Here is a 17,776-nt window from a genome sequence, read left to right as displayed (position 1 = left end):
TTGCTGTGGATGGCTTTGCTGGTCAACGGACTTGTTGGAGCTGGGGCGCAGTGGCGGGCCCGGACAGTTTCCTGGTCCGGCGGGCGGCAAGATCGGCGGGCAGGATGAGGGCCGCGGTCACGGCCAGGGCAAGGAACAGGAGGACACTGCCTGCAGTGAGGGCCGTGCTGACCCCGGCGGCCAGGTGGGCTACAGCAGAACCCGTGGCCGGGACGGTCGCTGCGGCTGCGACAGCGATGCCAAGCCCGAGGCAGGTGCCCACCTGGTGGAAGGTGTTCACCAGGCCCGATGCCGCGCCGGCGTCTGCCGCGGGGGCGCCGATGATGCCGAACGAGGTAAGTGGCGCGAAGGCCAGGCCTTGACCGGCGCCGATGAGGATCATCGGCAGGGCCACCGCGGTCAGGTATGCGGAGTCGACTCCGACCCGGCTGAGCCAGAACATTCCGGCAAGAGTGACCAGGATGCCTGCCGCGAGTGGAATGGAACCCGGCAGCCGCCCTAGCAGCCGCGGGATGCTCATGGCGACGGCGAAGTTGACCGCCGTCATCGGGAGGAACCCGAGGCCGGCCTGCAGCGGGTCGAAGCCGAGGACTTCCTGCAGGAACTGGGTGGTGAAGAAGAAGAACCCGATCATCGCGCCCAGGTACAGGAAGCGGGCGACGTAGGCGCCGGTGCGGCGGCGGCTCCTGAACAGGCGTAGCGGCATGATCGGCTGGGCCGCCCTGCGCTCGATCAGTACGAACAAGAGCAGGAGTACGACGCCGGCAGCGACGGCTGTGACCGTGACCGGCGAAGTCCATCCCGCATCCACCGTGTTGATGATGCCGAACACGAGAGCGCCGACACCGAGTGTGGCGCTGAGCGCGCCGAATACGTCGAAGCGGCCGCTGGCCCGGCCTGTTTCCGGGATGAACCGGGGAGCGAGAAGGATCATCGCGGCGCCAATGGGTACGTTGACGAAGAACCCGGCCCGCCAGGAGATCCAGTGGGCCAGCGCCCCGCCGATGACCAGCCCCAGGCTGGCACCAATCCCTGCGGTGGCGCCGTACAAAGCGACGGCCCGGGTGCGCTCACGGCCCTCCGGGAAACTCGCCGTGAGCAGGGACAGTGAGGCGGGCGCGACGATCGCAGCCCCTATGCCCTGAACGGCGCGGCCTGCGATCGCCCACCAGCCCGCCGGCGCCAGCCCGATCGGCAGGGACGCGATCGAGAACACCACCAGGCCGAACACGAAAACCCGCCGGCGACCGAGCAGGTCTCCGGCCCGGGAACCGAGGAGCAGCAGGCCGCCGAAGACCAGAGTGTACGCATCCTGAACCCAGGAGAGCTCGCCGGTGCTCAGCTGCAGGTCAGCCTGCAGGCTCGGCAGGGCAGTGAAGATCACCGAGTTGTCCAGCAGGATCATGAAGTAGCTGACGAGGATGATCGCCAGGATCGCTGCCGGGTGGGGAGCGGTTGCGGGTTCAGGTTTCATGCTTTCAATGCAACCTTGGTTCCTTACGGGCCGGGAGTCACTGTCCTTCCGGGTAATGCCAGTCCCTCCCTCGTTCCCGGGCCGCCGCGTAGCGTGGTTGCCATGACACACAGCGACGACGTGCGGAAGTTCCTGACCTCCCGCCGTGCAAGGATCACGCCCGAGGAGGCCGGTCTGCCGGTCTACGGCGGCAACCGGCGTGTTGCCGGGCTGCGCCGCGAGGAAGTCGCGATGCTCGCCGGGATGAGCATCGATTACTACATCCGCCTGGAGCGGGGAAACCTCTCCGGCGCCTCAGACAGTGTCCTTGAAGCGCTCGCCCGCGCTCTCAAGCTCGACGACGCCGAAACAGCCCACCTTTTTGACCTGGCCCGCGCCGCCACCGCTTCCCCGCGGGTGCGGCGTAAGCGCAGCCCGCAAACGGTGCGGCCGAGCGTGCAGCGCGTCATCGATGCGATCACGACGGCGCCGGCCTGGGTCCGCAACGACCGCGGGGATGTCCTCGCTGCCAACGAGCTGGGCCGCGCGCTGTATCTGGACTTGATGGCCGAACAAACCATCCCGCCGAACAGCGCACGGTTCACCTTCCTGAACCCGAAGGCCAGGGAGTTTTTCGCTGATTGGGAACGCGCTGCCGATGACATCGTCGCGGTCCTGCGGTCTACCGCCGGGAAAAACCCGTACGACAAGGACCTCACGGACCTGATCGGTGAACTCTCGACCCGCAGCGAGGAGTTCCGCACCCGGTGGGCCCGGCACGACGTGAAGTACCACCGCGCCGGCCGGAAGCGGCTCCACCACCCGATCGTCGGGGATCTTGACCTGAGCTTCGAAGCGCTGGAACTGCCCGCAGACCCGGGATTGCGCATCAACGTCTACACAGCCGATCCCGCGACACCCTCCGAGGACGCACTGAAAGTCCTCGCCAGCTGGGCCGCCACCCAGCGCGAAACGCCAAAGCCGTCGGTCAAGGAGAGTAAATGAACCAGCGTCCCTCCACCGTGCTCATCCTGGGTGCCACCGGCAGCATGGGCCGCTTGGCCGTGGCTCAGGCGGTGCAACAGGGCTACGCGGTCCGGGCGCTCGTCCGATACGACCTCGCCGCAATTACAGCAGGAAGCCTCAAAGCCGGACGCTAAATCGGGGCTCCTGCTGCGTGTGACTAGTCCGTCTGACGGCGGCCGGCCGTGTCGATGACGCAGAAGCGGTTGCCTTCGGGATCTGCCATGATCACGTAGTCCGCGTCCGCGGGCCGTTTGCTCCACTCGACGCGGGTGGCGCCGAGCCTGAGTAGCCGCTGCACTTCGCCGCTCTGGTCCTCCGTGTAGAGGTCGAGGTGGATGCGGGGCGGCAGATGGACCGACGACGGGACACGGTCCAGCGAGATGCAGGTGCCCTTGCCGCCCGGTGGCTGCAGGATGACGAAGTCGCCCTCGGGTTCATGCCGCGGCTCGAAGCCGAGGGCGGCCTGCCAGAAGGCCATCTGGGCCTGGAGGTCGTCAACGCGGATCACGATCGAGCCAATGCTCAGCATCCGGCCAAGGTACACCGACGCAAAGTGCCGCGGCAACGCTCTGAGGAGATGCTCCTATGGGCAAGTGGCACCATCGCCCGTCACCATCCCTTCCTGCTCCAAGTCCGTGGCATTGAGTGTGAATGTTTTGCTAATGAGAATCATTCTTATATACGCTGATAGGCATGCATGTAACAGTTGTGAGTTCTCTGGATGTATTCAGCCGGCAAAAAGCGTGCGCCGCCCTTGCTGCTGGGGGACCACCCGGTGCCCTTGTCGTTTTTCACGACCTGCTGGAAGACGGGCTGGTTATCCGGCGGGTCTTTCAAGAGGGCCGGCGTCTCGAGCGGGCGGAGTCCAGGCTGGAGCACGGCTGCCTTAGCTGTACGGTGCGTCTGGACGTCGTGCCAGCACTGGCGCGCCTGCTGAACTCCGGTTCGCGCCTTATTCTGGGCCTGCCGCCGGCGGTGGCCTCCGCAACGGCTGTGCATGCACTGCGCAGGAGTCTCGGGGATTCTGTGACGATCGATTCGGTGGTCCTTGCCTGTGGCCCCGATGCCTTGGAGGACCAGATTTGGGACCACCACACGTTGTTCGAATCGGGATTCACCCCCGTTGCCGATGACGACAGAACCCCGGGGGAGTTCCTGATGGGGGAGCTGTCATTCAACGACACGGTCCTGCTAGCTGATCCGGACCTGGTTCCGGTGGACCCCGGAGCGCGGGCCCGCGGTATCCAGCTCATCAAGGAGCTGGCCCCACACGCCGCGGTCCCCGAAAGCAGTGGCGAAATCCGGCTCGGGACGCATAACCTGGCGGACGCAACGGCACGAACCATGCCCGGCTCGGTGCGGGTTCCAGCCGCGACGTCCTCGCCGTTCACCACGGTGGTTCAGAAGCTGGAGCGGCCCCTGCACCCGGAACGCTTCCGCCATGCGCTGGCAGCCCTTGCTGAGGGCTGCTGCTGGTTGCGGGGCCGTCTCTGGGTGGCATCTGCGCCGGGTTGCAGGATCGCCGTCCAAGGCATAGGGCCACGCGTCTGGCTGGAAAATACCGGTCCTTGGCATATCGGACGGAATCCCCTGCCGGGCGTGCCCTCGGTGCACGGTCCCGATGACGTGCTGGAGGGGCATCCCGATTTTGGCGATCGGGGAACAATCCTGGCTATCACGGGCGATGGCGTCAACGCCGCCGAGATTGGCGCACTACTCAAAGCCTGCGAGCTGACGGATGCCGAGATGGCTCCCGCCAACTCGTTTCCTGATCCTTTTGGACTGGACCAACCAACGGAAACACGATTGAGGAGCACATCATGAAGGTCAGAAACTCGCTGCGCGCACTGAAGAAAATTCCTGGTGCGCAGATAGTCCGCCGTCGCGGCCGTACCTTTGTCATCAACAAGAAGAACCCCCGGATGAAGGCCCGACAAGGCTAAGCCCGGTTCCGGGGATCATCTTCGCCCGGCACCTCTTCCGTGGTGCGACATTTACCTGCACCAGCTAGGGAGGAAACCCGGGAGGCTGCGGGTGTGTCTGCCGCTGTCCAGTGCGACAATCTCGGTCTGCATGCGTGAATGGGCGGGCAGGACGGGGTAGTGGTCGGCAGCCCCTTCGGGGGCTGTTGCTTCGACTGCTAGGAACTTTCCGTCCGGGGAGAGGCAGTAGCCATCGATGCGTGCCCAGGCAGGATCCGGCCGGAAGAGCGTTTCTGAGCCGGTCAGGTCCGTCACAGTGAGGACGGATGTCACCTTGCCTGCGGTGTTTTCGCTGGTGCTCTGGGCGTACCGGCCGCTTCCGTTGAGGAGAAGAGTGGCACCTGGCCATGACCTGTCGTTTCGGATGACTGCCTTGAGGTCGAGCTGGCGCGTTGACCCGCTAGTGAGATCGATGATCAAGTTTTTCGCTTGCTTGTTCGTGGGGTCGGACGACGCGTCGACGACGTGGATTTCCTTGGTTCCGGGAATGAAGCCGCGGAACTCGGCGTGCAGGCCCAGTGGCGCGGGTTTTGCGGAAGCGAGGGCATCGGCGAGGAACATAGTTCCGGATTCGTCCTGCACAACGAGTGAGAAGGTGTTCGGGACGAAGTCCCAGTTGTGGACAGTCACGGGCTTTCCGTCTAGGCCGCGGATTTCCCGTGGCGGCGTCGAGGGGTCTTCAGCATCGTAGACGAACAGTGTCTTCCAGTAGCGCCGTGACGGCGGGGCGCTGGAGAAGGCGAAGCCGATGAGATTCTTGGAAGCCGCATGCAGGAGCTCCACCGTTCCGGGTTCCGGAAGGGGCACCAAGGCTTCCGGACCGCCGGAGAGAGGGACGATTTCCAGTGAGCTGGTGTTGTTCTCATTGATCGTTACGGCGGCGAGGGCGGTGGGCAGCGCGGCATATTCCTGGATTCGGGGGGCAGTGAGGATGACGGTGCCGTCGCCTGAATCTGCGGTGTTGGTCCCCCGTATGATGTCAGGCTTCTTCTGTCCGGCGTTGTCGTAGTTGACGTCGCGTTCCAGCGTGTAGAGCTCGAAGGCAGCGGTGCCCGCGGCCTCATCAAGCGCGGACACCGCGTTCGGGCGGGGTTCCGAGACGAAATTCGCAGCCGTGAGGCCCACGCAGAGCGCCAGCAGGAGAGCAATCGTGCCGCGGAGTCGCACGGGAAAGGAGAGACCGCGCCGGCGTCTGGTAGGGGCCGGGATGCGTTTGGCCGGTCGGGAGCTTCTTCGTTGGGCCGTGGAGCGCTTAGTAGACATACGGCGAATCCGGTTCCGGGACAGGGGCGATGGAGTCTGGGACCATCACCAATGCTTCTTTGCTGATTTGGCTGGGGTTGGTTCGGAAGCCGCCGGAGACGGTTACCCAGCTGTCGGTTTCGAACCGGTCCTGCCATCCCGGGGAGTAAACGGGGAGGCCGATCGGCTGGGCGTCCACGGCGCAGCATGTCACGACAAAGCGGGCCGCGAAGAACACGTTCTCCGGGTCGCTCTTGTCCGGTGTCACGAATCCGGTGACGGTCGCCGTCTTGCCGGTCAGGAATTCCTCCCCGACCCCTTGCCGCAGCAGCGAGATCCAGTCCTTCATAGTGAACGTTGTGTAGTCGGCGCCCATGAGGTCGACCGCATCGCTCCTCGAAAGCGTGGATGCCGAACCGTTGAGGTCGCGCTGGGTGACCGTCGCGGTGCTGAGCGTGGATGGCGGCAGGACCAGGAGTCCCACGACGGCCGCGGCGGCGATGAGTGTGCTTCCTGCAGCGCCCAGCCCCCTCCAGTGCCGGCTGCCGGCGTCGGCGTGTCCGTGCCCGTCTGCGTGTCCGTGCCCGTCTGCGCGCGGACCGGCGGGAACCAGAGCGAATGCGGACAGCGCCAGAACCCCCGCGATCACGGCCATGACGATGGTGAACACGAAGTAGCGCGGGTGGATGTAAAGCGCGAGCTGCCCCGTGAAGCCCAGCCAGAGCGTGGCGACGATGCCGATGGTGCTCAGGACTACGCCGATCCAGCGGTCAAGGAGCCGCCTATAGAACATAGTTGACCGCCAATCCCAGTGCGGCGGAGCACAAAGCCACCACCACGGTGAGCTGCACGAGTGTTTTCGCCGTGAAAGTGGTGCGAAGGAGAGCCAGCATCTTCACGTCGATCATCGGTCCGAAGACGAGGAAGGCCACGATGGAGCCCGGCATGAACGTTGCACCGAAGGACAGGATGAAGAACGCGTCCACGTTGGAGCACACCGCCACGACGAAGGCGAGGACCATCAACGTCGCGACCGACCAGACCGGGCTGGTCCCCAAGGACACCAAGACGCCCCGCGGCACACCGACCTGGATCAGCCCCGCGATGCCGGCTCCGATAAACAGGGCCGGCATCATGGCACCGGTCTCCCGGACGAACAGCTGCACGCTGCGTCCTACTCGCCCCGCGGCCTGTGCTGCGTGGTCCTCCAGGGAACACTCCTCCTGAAACCGCGGCGTCAACAGGGCCTCGGGGCGGGGATGGCGGCTATAGATCCATCCGATCAGGTTGGCGATGAGGAAGCCGCCGGCAATCCTGGAAATGAGGATGCCGTTGTCCCAGCCGAATGCCTGCTGGGTGGTGATGATCGTGATGGGATTCAAGATCGGCGCAGCAAACAGAAACGTCATGGATTCGGACACGGTCAGCCCCCGGACGATCAGCCCGCGGGCCAGGGGAACGTTTCCGCATTCGCACACGGGAAGCAGCATGCCCAGCAGCGAGAGGATGGGCCGCCTAAGCGCCGGACTTGCAGGAAGACGGCGGATCAGGAACCCCTCCGGCAACCAGATCTGCACTCCGATGGAGAGCACGATGCCGAGGAAAACGAAGGGGAGGGATTCAATCACCACGCTGATGGACAGCGAGACAAAATCACGGGCAGCATCCCCTAGCCAGGAGCTTCCCTCCGCCGCCGGTGCCAGGATCCGGAGCGCCAACAGGACCGCGAAGAACGCCAGCCCGATGAGTAGCCCCACAGCAGGCCGGCTCCGGCTTCCGGGGAACGGGTGAGCGTGGGCGTCATGGGGTGCCTCGACGCGCTTGTCTGTGGCTGGCACCGGCACGGGCACTCCCTACTGGGTCGCATCCGCCTGACCCCTGCACCGGCGCGGCTGCCAGGGACAGCTGGCCGGCGGTTGGTGACCGACAGATACAGCGAAGCTATCTTCGACCGCTTGGCACTGGTCAGGACGGGGCCTGACTGGGCAAGTAGCCGGCCCCGCCCGGGCCGGTGCGGTGGCCCCAGTCTAGGCAGAGGACCCCGAACGGCTCATGAGTGGCCGCTACCTGAGTTAGCACCCGTCTCCACTCGTATCAACGGCCTCATACGTATCAGAGACATCGATCTGGCAAATGGTGGCCTACCCGCGCACCGTTTCCAGCATCGGCGACTGCCCATACGGCCCGCCTCCACTAGGCTGGCAGCAAAGACCCCCTTTCCGGCAGGCCGCACCGCACCGCATCAGCCTGCCCGAGCCGACGGAGCAGTTGGAGAACCATGACCCGGAAGATCACTGTCAGCCTGCCCGATGACGTACTTCGCCAATACCTGACGCCGCACCCGGACGTCACTGTCCTGGAGTGGGACTTCACGAGCGAGCCGCCGCAGCCGCAGATCGACATCGTGGTCCCGCCGTACATGGGCGGCACGGGGGTCCTCAGGATTCTTGAGGCCGTAGAGACCACCCTGGTGCAGAGCCAGTCGATCGGGTACGACGGCGTGGCGGACTCGCTTCCGGCGGGCCGGGTATTCGCCAACGCAGCAGGCGTGCACGAGACCTCTACTGCAGAACTGACGCTGGCGATGATCCTGGCAAGCCAGCGGGAGTTTCCCCGGCTCATGAAGAGCCAGCGGGACGGTGTCTGGGACGCCCGGCCCACCGCCAGCCTGGCCGACCGCCGCGTCCTCATTGTGGGCTACGGCGGCGTGGGAAAAGCGATCGAGCAGCGGCTCATCCCGTTCGAAACAAGCGTCACCAGGGTTGCCAGCCGGCAGCGGACGGATGAGAGCGGCGTCATCCACGGAATCGCCGAGCTGCCGGAGCTACTGCCTGAGCACGACATTGTGGTGGTCGGTGTCCCGCTCAGCGACGCGACCCGCCATCTCATCGACGACGATTTCCTTGCGGCAATGCCCGACGGCGCGTTGCTGGTCAACGTTGCCCGGGGCCCCGTAGCGGACACGGAGGCACTGGTCCGCCACACGGCATCCGGCCGGATCCGCGCCGCGCTGGACGTCACCGATCCCGAGCCGCTGCCGCAGGACCATCCGCTGTGGCGCACGCCCGGCGTGATCATCACCCCGCACGTGGGCGGAGCAAGTTCCGCGATGCGTCCGAGGATGGGCCGGCTCCTGCAGCGCCAGATCGACCTGATGCTGGCAGGGGAGCCGCCGGTCAACGTGGTGCTGGGCGGCTGAGCAGTCCATGGGTGTCGGGGCCGGTTCCTCACCCTGGCCTACCCCCGACCGCGCTGCAGACCCGTCAGTAAGGCCTTGCCGGTCTGCCTCCAGATGCCCTGACCGGTCTTGTCCGTGGAATGTTCGGCCGCATCTTGAGCCACGAGCCAGTCCCCGAAGTGCGTGATGTCCCTGCCGTGGGACGCCGCCACGGCATCGCAGGCGAAACCCACGGCCGTTGAACCGTCATTGAGCAGCACTGACCCCAGCAGCATGGGTTCGGGGAGCTCCGCGAGGAAGGACCCCAGCGCAGCCTCGGACAGCAGCCAGCGCTCCGCCGCCAGTTCGGCGCCGTCATCGGAGCGAACGACGCCGGGTTTGGGCGGCTGAGTGTCCAGCGCCACCATCCGGTAGCGGGGTGCCAGGGTGACGGGACCGTCCCAGAACGCGCCCCGCCGTTCCAGTTCGTTCGCCAGCGGCTGGCCCTTGCGGTGGGCGCCCACCACCACGAGCGGCACGGCCACCGCGCCGGCGGCCACGGGCCAGGGCAGCCGTTCGCCTGGGGCACGGCTCGGTGCTGCCCCGGCGGCAAACAGGGCCGGGAGGCCGGGTGTCGCCTCAATCCTGCGGGCGATGTCCGCCACCACGCCGTCGTCGAACGTCCTGCCCACAACGGTGAGGCCGAACTGTGCGACTCCACCGCAGTCGGACTCCTCGACGATGCCGGCCGGAACCGCGACTGCGCACATATCGAAGAGGTTGCAGAAGTTGGTGTAGGTGCCCATTCGCGAGTTGATCCCCACTGGGTCCGCCGCGACCTCGGCCAGCGTGGGGTGGAAGGGAGTGGTGGGCACGATCAAGGCATCAAATCCCTCAAGCCGGTCCATGGCTTCGCGTCTCAGCTCGTTCAGCGCCGCAATGTCGCGGACATACTGATGGGCGGGAACGCGGCCTGCCGCGGTGATGATGCCGGTGACCGTCGGGTCCAGCCCGATGGCCGTGCCGTTTCCTGACTCGTCGCCGGCCACCGCGGCGTCGATGAACGATCCGACGGCGGCGTGGCGCTCGGCCACGAGGGCGCCGTCGTACAGTAGCCGGGCCGCCTGCAGGAAGACGTCCAGTTCGATCGGCTCGGCGTCCACACCGGTGGAACGCAGCCGTTCGAGCTGGGAGCCGAACTCCGCAGCCCAGTCATCCGGCAGTGCCGGGAGCGACGCCGGATAGGCCACCCGCGGCCGCGACGGCGCCGCCAGGCGTACGTCCGCAGGCCAGGTCCGCGATTCCCCTGCCATGATCCCCATGGCCAGTTCCGCGGTGTCGAGGTCGCGGGCCAGGATGGTGGCGGTGTCCCACGAACGGCACGCGGGCACCATCCCCGCCGTGGGCACCACATTGAGGGTCGGCTTGATGCCCACGAGTCCCTGCAGCCCCGCCGGAACCCGGCCCGAGCCGGCTGTGTCCGTTCCGATGGCAATGTCCGCCAGCCCCAGGGCCACAGCCACGGCGGACCCTGAACTGGACCCGCCCGAGATCCGGTCCGGCCGCCGCGCATCGCGGACTGCGCCGTACGGGCTGCGGGTTCCCACGAGCCCGGTGGCAAACTGGTCCAGGTTGGTCGAGCCCAGCACCAGGGCGCCGGCGGCTCGCAGCCGCGCGACTGCCACGGCGTCTTCGGCGGGCTTGTAGCCGAAACCGGGGCACGCCGCCGTCGTGGTGACCCCGGCTACGTCTACGTTATTCTTGACCGCCAGCAGGAGCCCGGCCAAGGGGAGTTCACTGCCGGACGCCGCGTCGGCGTCGATGCGGGCGGCCTCGGCCAGCAGGTCCTCACGGCCCCGGACCTGGATCCAGATTTCGGGCCGGTCGACGGCGTTGATGGCGGCGAGTGCCGCCGTCACCCGGGCCGTGGCTGATCCGCTGATGCCGCTCATGCCGCGCTCCCTTCGAGGACGAGCCCTTTTTCGTTCAGTTCCGCCGCTTCGAGGATCACCAGCGGTTCGCCTGCCACCACCTGGGATCCTGCGGTGGGCAGCACCCGGAGCACGATCCCGTCGCTGGGTGCGGTGAGTACGGTTTCCATTTTCATGGCTTCGATGGAGACCAGCGGCTGGCCTGCCACCACCTTGTCCCCGGGTGCCACGTCCACCTTCCAGACGCTCGCCGCGAAGGGCGAGCTCACCAGGGTTCCGCCGTCGGGAACCACCACTTCCTCTGAAGGCGGCGCGATGGCGACGGCCTTTTCCGCGCGGTCGAACTCGCCGGCGTCTTCCCAGACCTGGCGTTCGATGGCGAAGGCTTTCTCCTGCCGTGCCCGGAAAGCGGCGATCGAATCGCTGTTCTCATCGAGGAAGTCCTCGTGTTCGGCCAGGGAGAAGGTTCCGTCCTCGATGTCCACGCCCCGGCCACGTCCGGCCGCCATGTCCGCCCGCAGGTCCAGGAGTTCCTCCGGGCTGACGGGGTACCAGGAGATCCGGTCGAAGAACCTCAGCAGCCACGGCGAGCCCGGCTCGAACGGGGCGGCGGTGGCGTGCCGGGACCAGACCTGCGTGGTGCGGCCGACGAACTGGTAGCCGCCCGGACCCTCCATGCCGTAGATGCACATGTACGCGCCGCCGATGCCCACGGCGTTTTCCGGGGTCCAGGTCCTGGCGGGGTTGTATTTCGTCGTGACCAGGCGGTGCCGCGGGTCCAGCGGCGTTGCCACGGGAGCACCGAGGTAGACGTCGCCCAGCCCAAGCACGAGGTAGTCCGCGTTGAAAACGGTGTCGAAGACGTCGTTCACGGAGTCCAGCCCGTTGATCCGGCGGATGAACTCGATGTTCCACGGGCACCACGGAGCGTCGTCCCGGACGCCCGCCATATACCGCTCGATTGCCTCACGCGTGGCAGGATCGTCCCAGGACAGCGGAAGCCTGACGGTGCGGCTCGGCACTACAAGCTCCGAGCTGGCAGGGAGCGCAGTTTCGATCTCCCGCACGATGCCCAGCAGGCGCGAGGCGGGGAGGACCGACGGGTCCGCTTTGACCTGGAGCGAGCGGATGCCGGGTGTCAGGTCCACAATGCCGGGAATCCGCAGCTTCTCGAGCTCCTGGTGCAGGGCGTGGACCCGGGCGCGGAGGCCGAGGTCAAGCACCATGTCGCCGTATTCCACCAGGAGGTTGTCGTCGCCGGAGCGGCGGTACGTCACGGCCGGACGGCCGTCGCCTTCCGGCACGCGGCCCAGCACGCCGTCGTCGCCGTCGCCCTTGGAGCCGTCGCCCTTTGAGCCGGGGAGGATCAGCTGCTGCCGGGCCGGTCCGAGTTCTTTCGCGGACGGCGCCTGGACGGTCTTCACCGGAACGAAGCGGACCGTGTCGCCGGGCCGGAGCTGGCCGAGCTTCCAGCGGTCGCCGGTCACCACGGTGACCGGGCAGACGAAGCCGCCCAGGCTGGGACCGTCGGGGCCGAGCAGGATGGGTGTGTCCCCGGTGAAGTCCAGGGCGCCCACCGAGTAGGCGGTGTCGTGGATGTTGGAGGGGTGCAGGCCGGCCTCGCCGCCGTCGTTCCGTGCCCAGCGCGGCTTGGGGCCGATCAGCCGGACGCCGGTCCTGGCCGAGTTGAAGTGCACCTCGTAGGGGGCTGCGAAAAGTTCGTTGATGTCCTCGCGCTGGAAGAACTCCGGGGCCCCGTGCGGTCCTTCCACCACCATGAGCTCCCACTGCCTGGTCAAGGCGGGGCGGCTTTCGGCCGGGACCGGGGCGGGCACCGTGTCAGGTGCCGTTCCGCCTACGGTGCGGAGCACGTCGCCGGCGCGGAGCACGCGGCCGCCGTGGCCGCCGAACTGGCCCAGGGTGAAGGTGGAGGCGCTGCCGAGGTACTGGGGAATGTCGAGGCCGCCCTCGACAAGGATGTAGCCGCGCAGCCCGGCACCCTCGGCCGATCCGACGTCGAGCACGCCGCCGGCGGGAACTGTGACCGGTTCCCAGGCAGGGACGGCTTCGCCGTTGACGGTCACGGCCACCTCGGCGCCGGTGACGCAGACGGTGGTGGCGTGGGTGACGCGCAGCGCCGGTCCGGCCATGGTGAATTCGAGGCCGGGCGCACCTTCCGGATTGCCCAGCGCCACGTTGCCCAGCCGGAAGGAGAGATCATCCATGGGGCCGCTCGGCGGCACGCCCACCTGCCAGAGACCGGTCCGTCCGGGCCAATCCTGCACGGTCGTCTGCAGGCCGGGGCGCTCCACGGTAATGCGGGGTTCGGGGTCGCCCACGCTGTCCAGCGTGCTGGTGGAGTGCGCGGCGGCACGGACCACGTCCAGGCCCGTGACGGAGCGCAGCATGCCGAGGTTGGTTTCGATGCCGTCCATGCGGGTTTGCGCCAAGGCGTCCGCCAGGGAGTCGAGGGCTTCGTCCCGGCTGGCGCCGAAGGAGATGAGCTTGCCCAGGAGCGGGTCGTAGTTGGTGGACACCTCGCTGCCGGTTTCCACCCAGGCGTCAACACGCACGACGTCGGAGCCCGGGTACTGGGCGTTGGTGACGGTTCCGGCGCTGGGCTGGAAGTTGCGGGCCGGGTCTTCGGCGTAGATCCGTGCTTCCACGGCGTGCCCGGTCACCGGAAGGCTGTCCGGGAGGCCGTCCAGCACGGGCTGCTGCTGCGCCAGGTTGAGCATCCATTCCACCAGGTCGACGCCGGTCACGGCTTCCGTGACCGGGTGCTCCACCTGCAGGCGGGCGTTCACTTCGAGGAAGGACGCTTCCTGCCGGACGGGGTCGTAGACGAACTCCACGGTACCGGCGGAGCGGTACCCCACAGAGGCGCAGAGCGCACGGGAGCTGCGGTGCAGTTCCTCGCGCAATCGGGCCGGAAGGTCCGGAGCCGGCGCTTCTTCGAGGACCTTCTGGTGCCGGCGCTGCAATGAGCAGTCCCGGTCCCCGAGGCTGACCACGCGGCCTTCGCCGTCGCCGAAGATCTGCACCTCCACGTGGCGGGCGTGTTCTATGTAGCGCTCGGCAAAGATGCCGGCGGTGCCGAAGCTTGAGCTGGCGAGCCTGGCCACCCTTGCGTAGCTATCCGTCAGTTCGGCCTCGTTGCGGCAGACGGCCATGCCGATGCCGCCGCCTCCGCCGGTTGCCTTGAGCATCAGCGGGAAGCCGATCGTGGCGGAGGCGGCGATGGCTGCGTCGAGGTCCTCAAGCAGTCCGGAGCCGGCGATCATGGGCACTCCGGCGCGCTGGGCGGCGTCCCGGGCCGTGTGCTTGGTGCCGAAGATCCGCAGCTGGTCCGGAGTGGGGCCCACGAAGACCAGCCCGGCGGCCTCCACGGCTTCAGCGAATCCTGCGTCCTCGGAAAGGAATCCGTAGCCGGGGTGGATGGCCCCGGCGCCGGTAGCTGCCGCGGCGGCCAGGATGGCGTCGACCCGGAGGTAGGACTCCTTGGCAGGGGCCGGTCCCAGCAGGACGGCTTCGTCGGCGAGGCGCACGTGCTTGGCGCCGCGGTCCGCCTCGGAGAAGACGGCCACGGTGCGCAGCCCGATCTTCCGGGCGGACTCGATGATGCGGCAGGCGATTTCGCCGCGGTTGGCGACGAGCAGGGTGTCGAAGCGGTTCATCGGGAGACCTCCGGGCGGGTGACGATCATGCGCACGGGCGTGGGGTTGAAGCCGTTGCAGGGGTTGTTGATCTGGGGGCAGTTGGAGACCAGGACCAGGGTGTCGGCCTCGGCGCGGAGTGCCACGCGTTTGCCGGGGGCGGAGAGCCCGTCCACGATGCCGAGGGCACCGTCCGGGTCCACGGGTACATTCATGAACCAGTTGATGTTGGAGACCAGGTCCGGCTTGCCGAGGCCCCATTTAGAGCCTTCGATGAGGAAGTTTTCCACGCAGGCGTGCTGTTCGTGGGTGTGCTGGCCGTAGCGCAGCGTGTTGGATTCCTGCGAGCAGGCGCCGCCGATGGTGTCGTGGACACCCACTTCATCGGCCACGACGGTCATGAGCGGTTCGCCGCTGTCAGCCCTGAGCACGGATCCGGTAGTGAGGAAGATGGAGCCCTGCGCGGCGATGGTTGCGGCGGCGGAGTACCGGGCGGCGGTATCTCCGTCTGCGTAGAGGAGGCAGTCCACGGCCTGGTTGCCCTCAAGGTCCACGATGGTGAGGACGTCCCCGGCTTCCACCACGGCGGACCACGGACCGCGGGCTTCGACATATTCGTCCAGGACGACGAGCCCCGGGACCAGGGCGGCAGTAGCGGGGTCCGGCTGGGTTGCCTGCGGCTGGACGGTCAGTGTGCTGGTGTTCATGCGGAAGTCCTTGCGGTGAAGTCGTGTTCGGTGTTCTGGAGGGCAAGCAGGTGTTCGGGGCCGGGCGTGAATCCCAGGTTTCCGGCGGCAAGGGCTGCAAGGTCCTCGGGCGCCCGCCACGCGACGATGTCCACGGTGCTTCCGGCAAAGTCCGGTCGCGGGTCCAGCGGGTGGGCCGTATTGGCCAGCACCAGCACCGCGTCCATGTGGAGGAGAAGTTCGACGGCGGCGCCGGCACCGGCGCTGCCGGTGAACCGGAGGGTGCCGTCCGCGTCCACGGCGGTGCCCTTGAAGAAGGAAATCGACGGCGGCACTTCCCGCTGGCTGATGCCGTGCTTGAGGGCGCCGAGGGTGAGCAGTTCACGGCCTGCGGGTGAGGCGCTGTGCGCGGAGCCTGCACCGTATTTTGCCTGGTTGCCTGCAAGGCTGGTGGTTCCGGTCAGGGCGTCGTGCCGGCCGGAGGAGTCGGTTACGAGGGTGGCCATCAGCCGGCCGGCGTCGGAGAGCAGCGGATGCCCCGGACCAAGGTAGGCCTGCCACGGGACCTTTACGGTGTCCGCGACGTTGATCCGCTCGTAGCTCGCACCGGCCCGGAACAGCACGGCATGGACGCAGGCGTCGCCGTCGGTGTCGGTGAGCCGGATCCTGGTCCCGCGGGCCAGTTCCAGGTGGGTGTAGCGCCCGAACGCGAGCGATTCTGCCCAGGTGAGCGAGGCGGCGGCTCCCGCCGGCAGTCCGGCGGTCAGGCGTTCGGGTGCTGCGCTCGCGGGCACATGGATCATGGTGGCCGCGGTCCGTCCGTGCTGGGCGCGGGCATGGTCGCGCGCACCCGCTGTGGTGGCGGTTCCGGCGGTGTCGGTCCGGGTGGCGGGCTGTGCGGATTCGAGGGTCTGTGTCATGTCAGTCATTCCTTGGCGGTGTTGGCTGTGGTGATGGTCATCAGTCGCGGGTGCCTACGCTGCGGGCACGTCGGAGGTCTTGCGGCTGCGCACCCAGATCCCCAGGAGCAGCACGGCCCCCACCATGAGCGGTGCGGAGAACAGCAGGAGTCCGTTTTCGCCGCTGGGGTCGTAGACCTCGGGGCGCGGCCAGGCGAGGTTTACCACCATCACGGCGCCGTAGAGGACGGCCAGGATGTTGACGGGAAGCCCCCAGCGTCCCAGCGAGAACAGCCCGGCCGGCATGGTCTGGCCCACCCGGTCCCAGTCTCCGCGCAGCCGGCTGAGCAGTTGTGGAACAGTGACCAGGAGGTATGCGAGGTACACCATGACGATGCAGACGCTGCAGAGCGTGGTGAAGAGGGCGGCGTTGCCGATGTTGATGGCAAGGACTCCGACGGCGAGTCCGCCGATGGCGATGGACGGCCACATCGGGGTGCCGCGTTCCGGGTGGACGGAGGAGAGCAGCGCCGAGGCGGGGAGTTTGCCGTCGCGGGCCATCGAGAACACCAGGCGGGATCCCGCCGTCTGGATGGCCAATGTGCAGACGAAGATCGCGACGGCGACGTCCACCAAAAGGACCTTGCCCCAGAAGGTTCCCAGGACGGCGGTCAGTACGTAGGGCAGGCCCTCGGTAGCGAGGCGCCCGTCGTCGAGGCTGGGTGCGGCCATGAGTGCGGTAATGATCATGAGGCCGCCGCCGATACCGGAGATGATCAGGGCCGAAAGGATGGTGCGGGGTGCTGTCTTCCGCGGGTTCTTCGTCTCTTCCGAGAGCTCCCCGGCGGAGTTGAAACCGACCATGACGTAGGCGGCCATGAGGCCGGAGACGAGGAACGCGCCTACGGCACCGAGGTCCGAGCCGGCCACCACGCTGACGTCCGCCACTACGTCGGGTCCGCGCTGGGCGGCGGAAATCAGGGCGAGGATGACGGCGGCCACACCAACGATTTCGCACGTCACGCCGATGGAGTTGACGTGGGACATGAGCTTGACGCCCAGGCAGTTGATCACTGTCGTGACCACCAGGAGTGCAGCGCCGAGGACTACCGCGTTGGCGGCGCCGGTGACGGTGGCCAGCGCGGGGTCACCGCCCACCACCTGGAAGCCGTCCCACAGCTGCGGGAGGACCACTTGGAGCGCGATGGCGGCGGCGGCCGCAGTGACGACCTGGGCGATGGCCATGAACCAGCCGGCGAACCAGCCCACCACTTCGCCGCCCATGCGGCGGGCCCACTGGTAAACAGCGCCGGAGAGGGGGTAGCGGGCGGCGAGTTCAGCGAAATTCAGGGCAACGAGCAGTTGGCCGATAAGTACCACCGGCCAGGTCCAGAAGAACGCCGGTCCGGCAAAGGAATATCCGAACGCAAAGAGCTGGAAGATAGTAGTCAGGATGGAAACGAACGAGAATCCTGCGGCAAAGGAGGCGTAGCGGCCAAGTTTGCGGTGCAGTGACGGCTGATAGCCGAGCGAGGTCAGGTCTGCATCGTCTGCGTGGGCGGACGCCGTCGAAATGGTGGAAGTCATCGGTTTCTCCGTGTCTGGAACGGGGGCTGGTGACCACATCTGGGTAGCCGCTGGATGGCCCCTCCCGAAATACCGGTCACTTGATAGTTTTCCAGTGCCGTGTCCCGGTTCCGTTTCACCCGTGTAAAAGCTGGATTTCGAGGTGTTTCAGTTCTGT

Annotated in this window: 15 protein-coding genes; 5 read left to right on the top strand and 10 right to left on the bottom strand. The window is 67.1% G+C overall.

The annotated features are described in order from the left end of the window. Positions 1–22: 22 nt before the first annotated feature. On the bottom strand, positions 23–1,474 hold the full coding sequence (locus tag ASF98_RS04575) for an MFS transporter (RefSeq protein ID WP_055798078.1): 1,452 nt from the start codon (positions 1,472–1,474) through the stop codon (positions 23–25). Positions 1,475–1,576: 102 nt separating this feature from the next. Here ASF98_RS04575 and ASF98_RS04570 point away from each other — a divergent pair, with 102 nt between their 5' ends. Both ASF98_RS04570 and ASF98_RS23610 read left to right on the top strand, forming a co-directional pair. Then, positions 1,577–2,458 (top strand): helix-turn-helix transcriptional regulator, encoded by an 882-nt coding sequence (locus ASF98_RS04570; RefSeq protein WP_055798214.1) that lies wholly within the window; start codon positions 1,577–1,579, stop codon positions 2,456–2,458. Next, positions 2,455–2,613, top strand: a complete 159-nt coding sequence (locus tag ASF98_RS23610; protein WP_156372283.1) for an NmrA family NAD(P)-binding protein — start codon at positions 2,455–2,457, stop codon at positions 2,611–2,613. Before ASF98_RS04570 ends, ASF98_RS23610 begins: the two co-directional genes overlap by 4 nt. 23 nt (positions 2,614–2,636) lie before the next feature. Here ASF98_RS23610 and ASF98_RS04565 read toward each other — a convergent pair whose 3' ends face one another. After that, a complete protein-coding gene (locus ASF98_RS04565; RefSeq protein WP_055798211.1) occupies positions 2,637–3,008 on the bottom strand; it encodes a VOC family protein in 372 nt (123 codons plus the stop codon). A 497-nt stretch (positions 3,009–3,505) separates the two neighbouring features. On the opposite strand from ASF98_RS04565, the gene ASF98_RS04560 reads away from it, so the two are divergent. Together ASF98_RS04560 and ykgO are read left to right on the top strand one after the other, a co-directional pair. Beyond that, on the top strand, positions 3,506–4,303 hold the full coding sequence (locus ASF98_RS04560) for a GTP-binding protein (RefSeq protein ID WP_326949225.1): 798 nt from the start codon (positions 3,506–3,508) through the stop codon (positions 4,301–4,303). Beyond that, the gene (gene ykgO / locus ASF98_RS04555; RefSeq protein WP_011693081.1) at positions 4,300–4,422 is read left to right on the top strand and encodes a type B 50S ribosomal protein L36; all 123 of its coding nucleotides are present in this window, start codon (positions 4,300–4,302) and stop codon (positions 4,420–4,422) included. Before ASF98_RS04560 ends, ykgO begins: the two co-directional genes overlap by 4 nt. Before the next feature lie 51 nt (positions 4,423–4,473). On the opposite strand, the gene ASF98_RS04550 is transcribed toward ykgO, so the two are convergent. The 3 genes from ASF98_RS04550 to ASF98_RS04540 form a co-directional block, all read right to left on the bottom strand. Continuing rightward, the gene (locus ASF98_RS04550; RefSeq protein ID WP_055798072.1) at positions 4,474–5,628 is read right to left on the bottom strand and encodes a hypothetical protein; all 1,155 of its coding nucleotides are present in this window, start codon (positions 5,626–5,628) and stop codon (positions 4,474–4,476) included. Between the two features lie 85 nt (positions 5,629–5,713). Continuing rightward, positions 5,714–6,496, bottom strand: coding sequence for a TIGR03943 family putative permease subunit (locus ASF98_RS04545; RefSeq protein ID WP_055798069.1), 783 nt, complete (start codon positions 6,494–6,496; stop codon positions 5,714–5,716). Continuing rightward, on the bottom strand, positions 6,486–7,541 hold the full coding sequence (locus ASF98_RS04540) for a permease (protein WP_082506712.1): 1,056 nt from the start codon (positions 7,539–7,541) through the stop codon (positions 6,486–6,488). Before ASF98_RS04540 ends, ASF98_RS04545 begins: the two co-directional genes overlap by 11 nt. A gap of 440 nt (positions 7,542–7,981) precedes the next feature. On the opposite strand from ASF98_RS04540, the gene ASF98_RS04535 reads away from it, so the two are divergent. Beyond that, positions 7,982–8,902, top strand: coding sequence for a 2-hydroxyacid dehydrogenase (locus ASF98_RS04535; RefSeq protein WP_055798062.1), 921 nt, complete (start codon positions 7,982–7,984; stop codon positions 8,900–8,902). A 38-nt stretch (positions 8,903–8,940) separates the two neighbouring features. On the opposite strand, the gene atzF is transcribed toward ASF98_RS04535, so the two are convergent. From atzF to ASF98_RS04510, 5 genes are read right to left on the bottom strand one after another with little or no spacing between them, the layout of a single operon-like run. Continuing rightward, entirely contained in the window at positions 8,941–10,812 is a 1,872-nt protein-coding gene (atzF, locus tag ASF98_RS04530; protein WP_156372282.1) for an allophanate hydrolase, read from the bottom strand. Then, on the bottom strand, positions 10,809–14,468 hold the full coding sequence (uca, locus tag ASF98_RS04525) for an urea carboxylase (RefSeq protein ID WP_055798060.1): 3,660 nt from the start codon (positions 14,466–14,468) through the stop codon (positions 10,809–10,811). Before uca ends, atzF begins: the two co-directional genes overlap by 4 nt. Next, positions 14,465–15,154, bottom strand: coding sequence for an urea amidolyase associated protein UAAP2 (locus ASF98_RS04520; RefSeq protein ID WP_055798057.1), 690 nt, complete (start codon positions 15,152–15,154; stop codon positions 14,465–14,467). Before ASF98_RS04520 ends, uca begins: the two co-directional genes overlap by 4 nt. Beyond that, the gene (locus tag ASF98_RS04515) at positions 15,151–16,053 is read right to left on the bottom strand and encodes an urea amidolyase associated protein UAAP1 (RefSeq protein ID WP_055798055.1); all 903 of its coding nucleotides are present in this window, start codon (positions 16,051–16,053) and stop codon (positions 15,151–15,153) included. Before ASF98_RS04515 ends, ASF98_RS04520 begins: the two co-directional genes overlap by 4 nt. 54 nt (positions 16,054–16,107) lie before the next feature. After that, positions 16,108–17,619, bottom strand: a complete 1,512-nt coding sequence (locus tag ASF98_RS04510) for an amino acid permease (RefSeq protein WP_055798053.1) — start codon at positions 17,617–17,619, stop codon at positions 16,108–16,110. Positions 17,620–17,776 lie beyond the last annotated feature (157 nt).

It is taken from the genome of Arthrobacter sp. Leaf337 (genome assembly GCF_001423745.1).
In the GTDB taxonomy this organism is placed as follows: Bacteria; Actinomycetota; Actinomycetes; order Actinomycetales; family Micrococcaceae; genus Arthrobacter.
The sequence above is the reverse complement of the archived record's forward strand: the minus strand, read 5'-3'. Positions and strand labels throughout refer to the sequence as shown.

Coding starts and splice junctions, on each gene's coding strand:
- ASF98_RS04575 (WP_055798078.1), bottom strand. CDS start 1,474: ATGAAACCTGAACCCGCAACCGCTCCCCACCCGGCAGCGATCCTGGCG.
- ASF98_RS04570 (WP_055798214.1), top strand. CDS start 1,577: ATGACACACAGCGACGACGTGCGGAAGTTCCTGACCTCCCGCCGTGCA.
- ASF98_RS23610 (WP_156372283.1), top strand. CDS start 2,455: ATGAACCAGCGTCCCTCCACCGTGCTCATCCTGGGTGCCACCGGCAGC.
- ASF98_RS04565 (WP_055798211.1), bottom strand. CDS start 3,008: ATGCTGAGCATTGGCTCGATCGTGATCCGCGTTGACGACCTCCAGGCC.
- ykgO (WP_011693081.1), top strand. CDS start 4,300: ATGAAGGTCAGAAACTCGCTGCGCGCACTGAAGAAAATTCCTGGTGCG.
- ASF98_RS04545 (WP_055798069.1), bottom strand. CDS start 6,496: ATGTTCTATAGGCGGCTCCTTGACCGCTGGATCGGCGTAGTCCTGAGC.
- ASF98_RS04535 (WP_055798062.1), top strand. CDS start 7,982: ATGACCCGGAAGATCACTGTCAGCCTGCCCGATGACGTACTTCGCCAA.
- atzF (WP_156372282.1), bottom strand. CDS start 10,812: ATGAGCGGCATCAGCGGATCAGCCACGGCCCGGGTGACGGCGGCACTC.
- uca (WP_055798060.1), bottom strand. CDS start 14,468: ATGAACCGCTTCGACACCCTGCTCGTCGCCAACCGCGGCGAAATCGCC.
- ASF98_RS04520 (WP_055798057.1), bottom strand. CDS start 15,154: ATGAACACCAGCACACTGACCGTCCAGCCGCAGGCAACCCAGCCGGAC.
- ASF98_RS04515 (WP_055798055.1), bottom strand. CDS start 16,053: ATGACACAGACCCTCGAATCCGCACAGCCCGCCACCCGGACCGACACC.
- ASF98_RS04510 (WP_055798053.1), bottom strand. CDS start 17,619: ATGACTTCCACCATTTCGACGGCGTCCGCCCACGCAGACGATGCAGAC.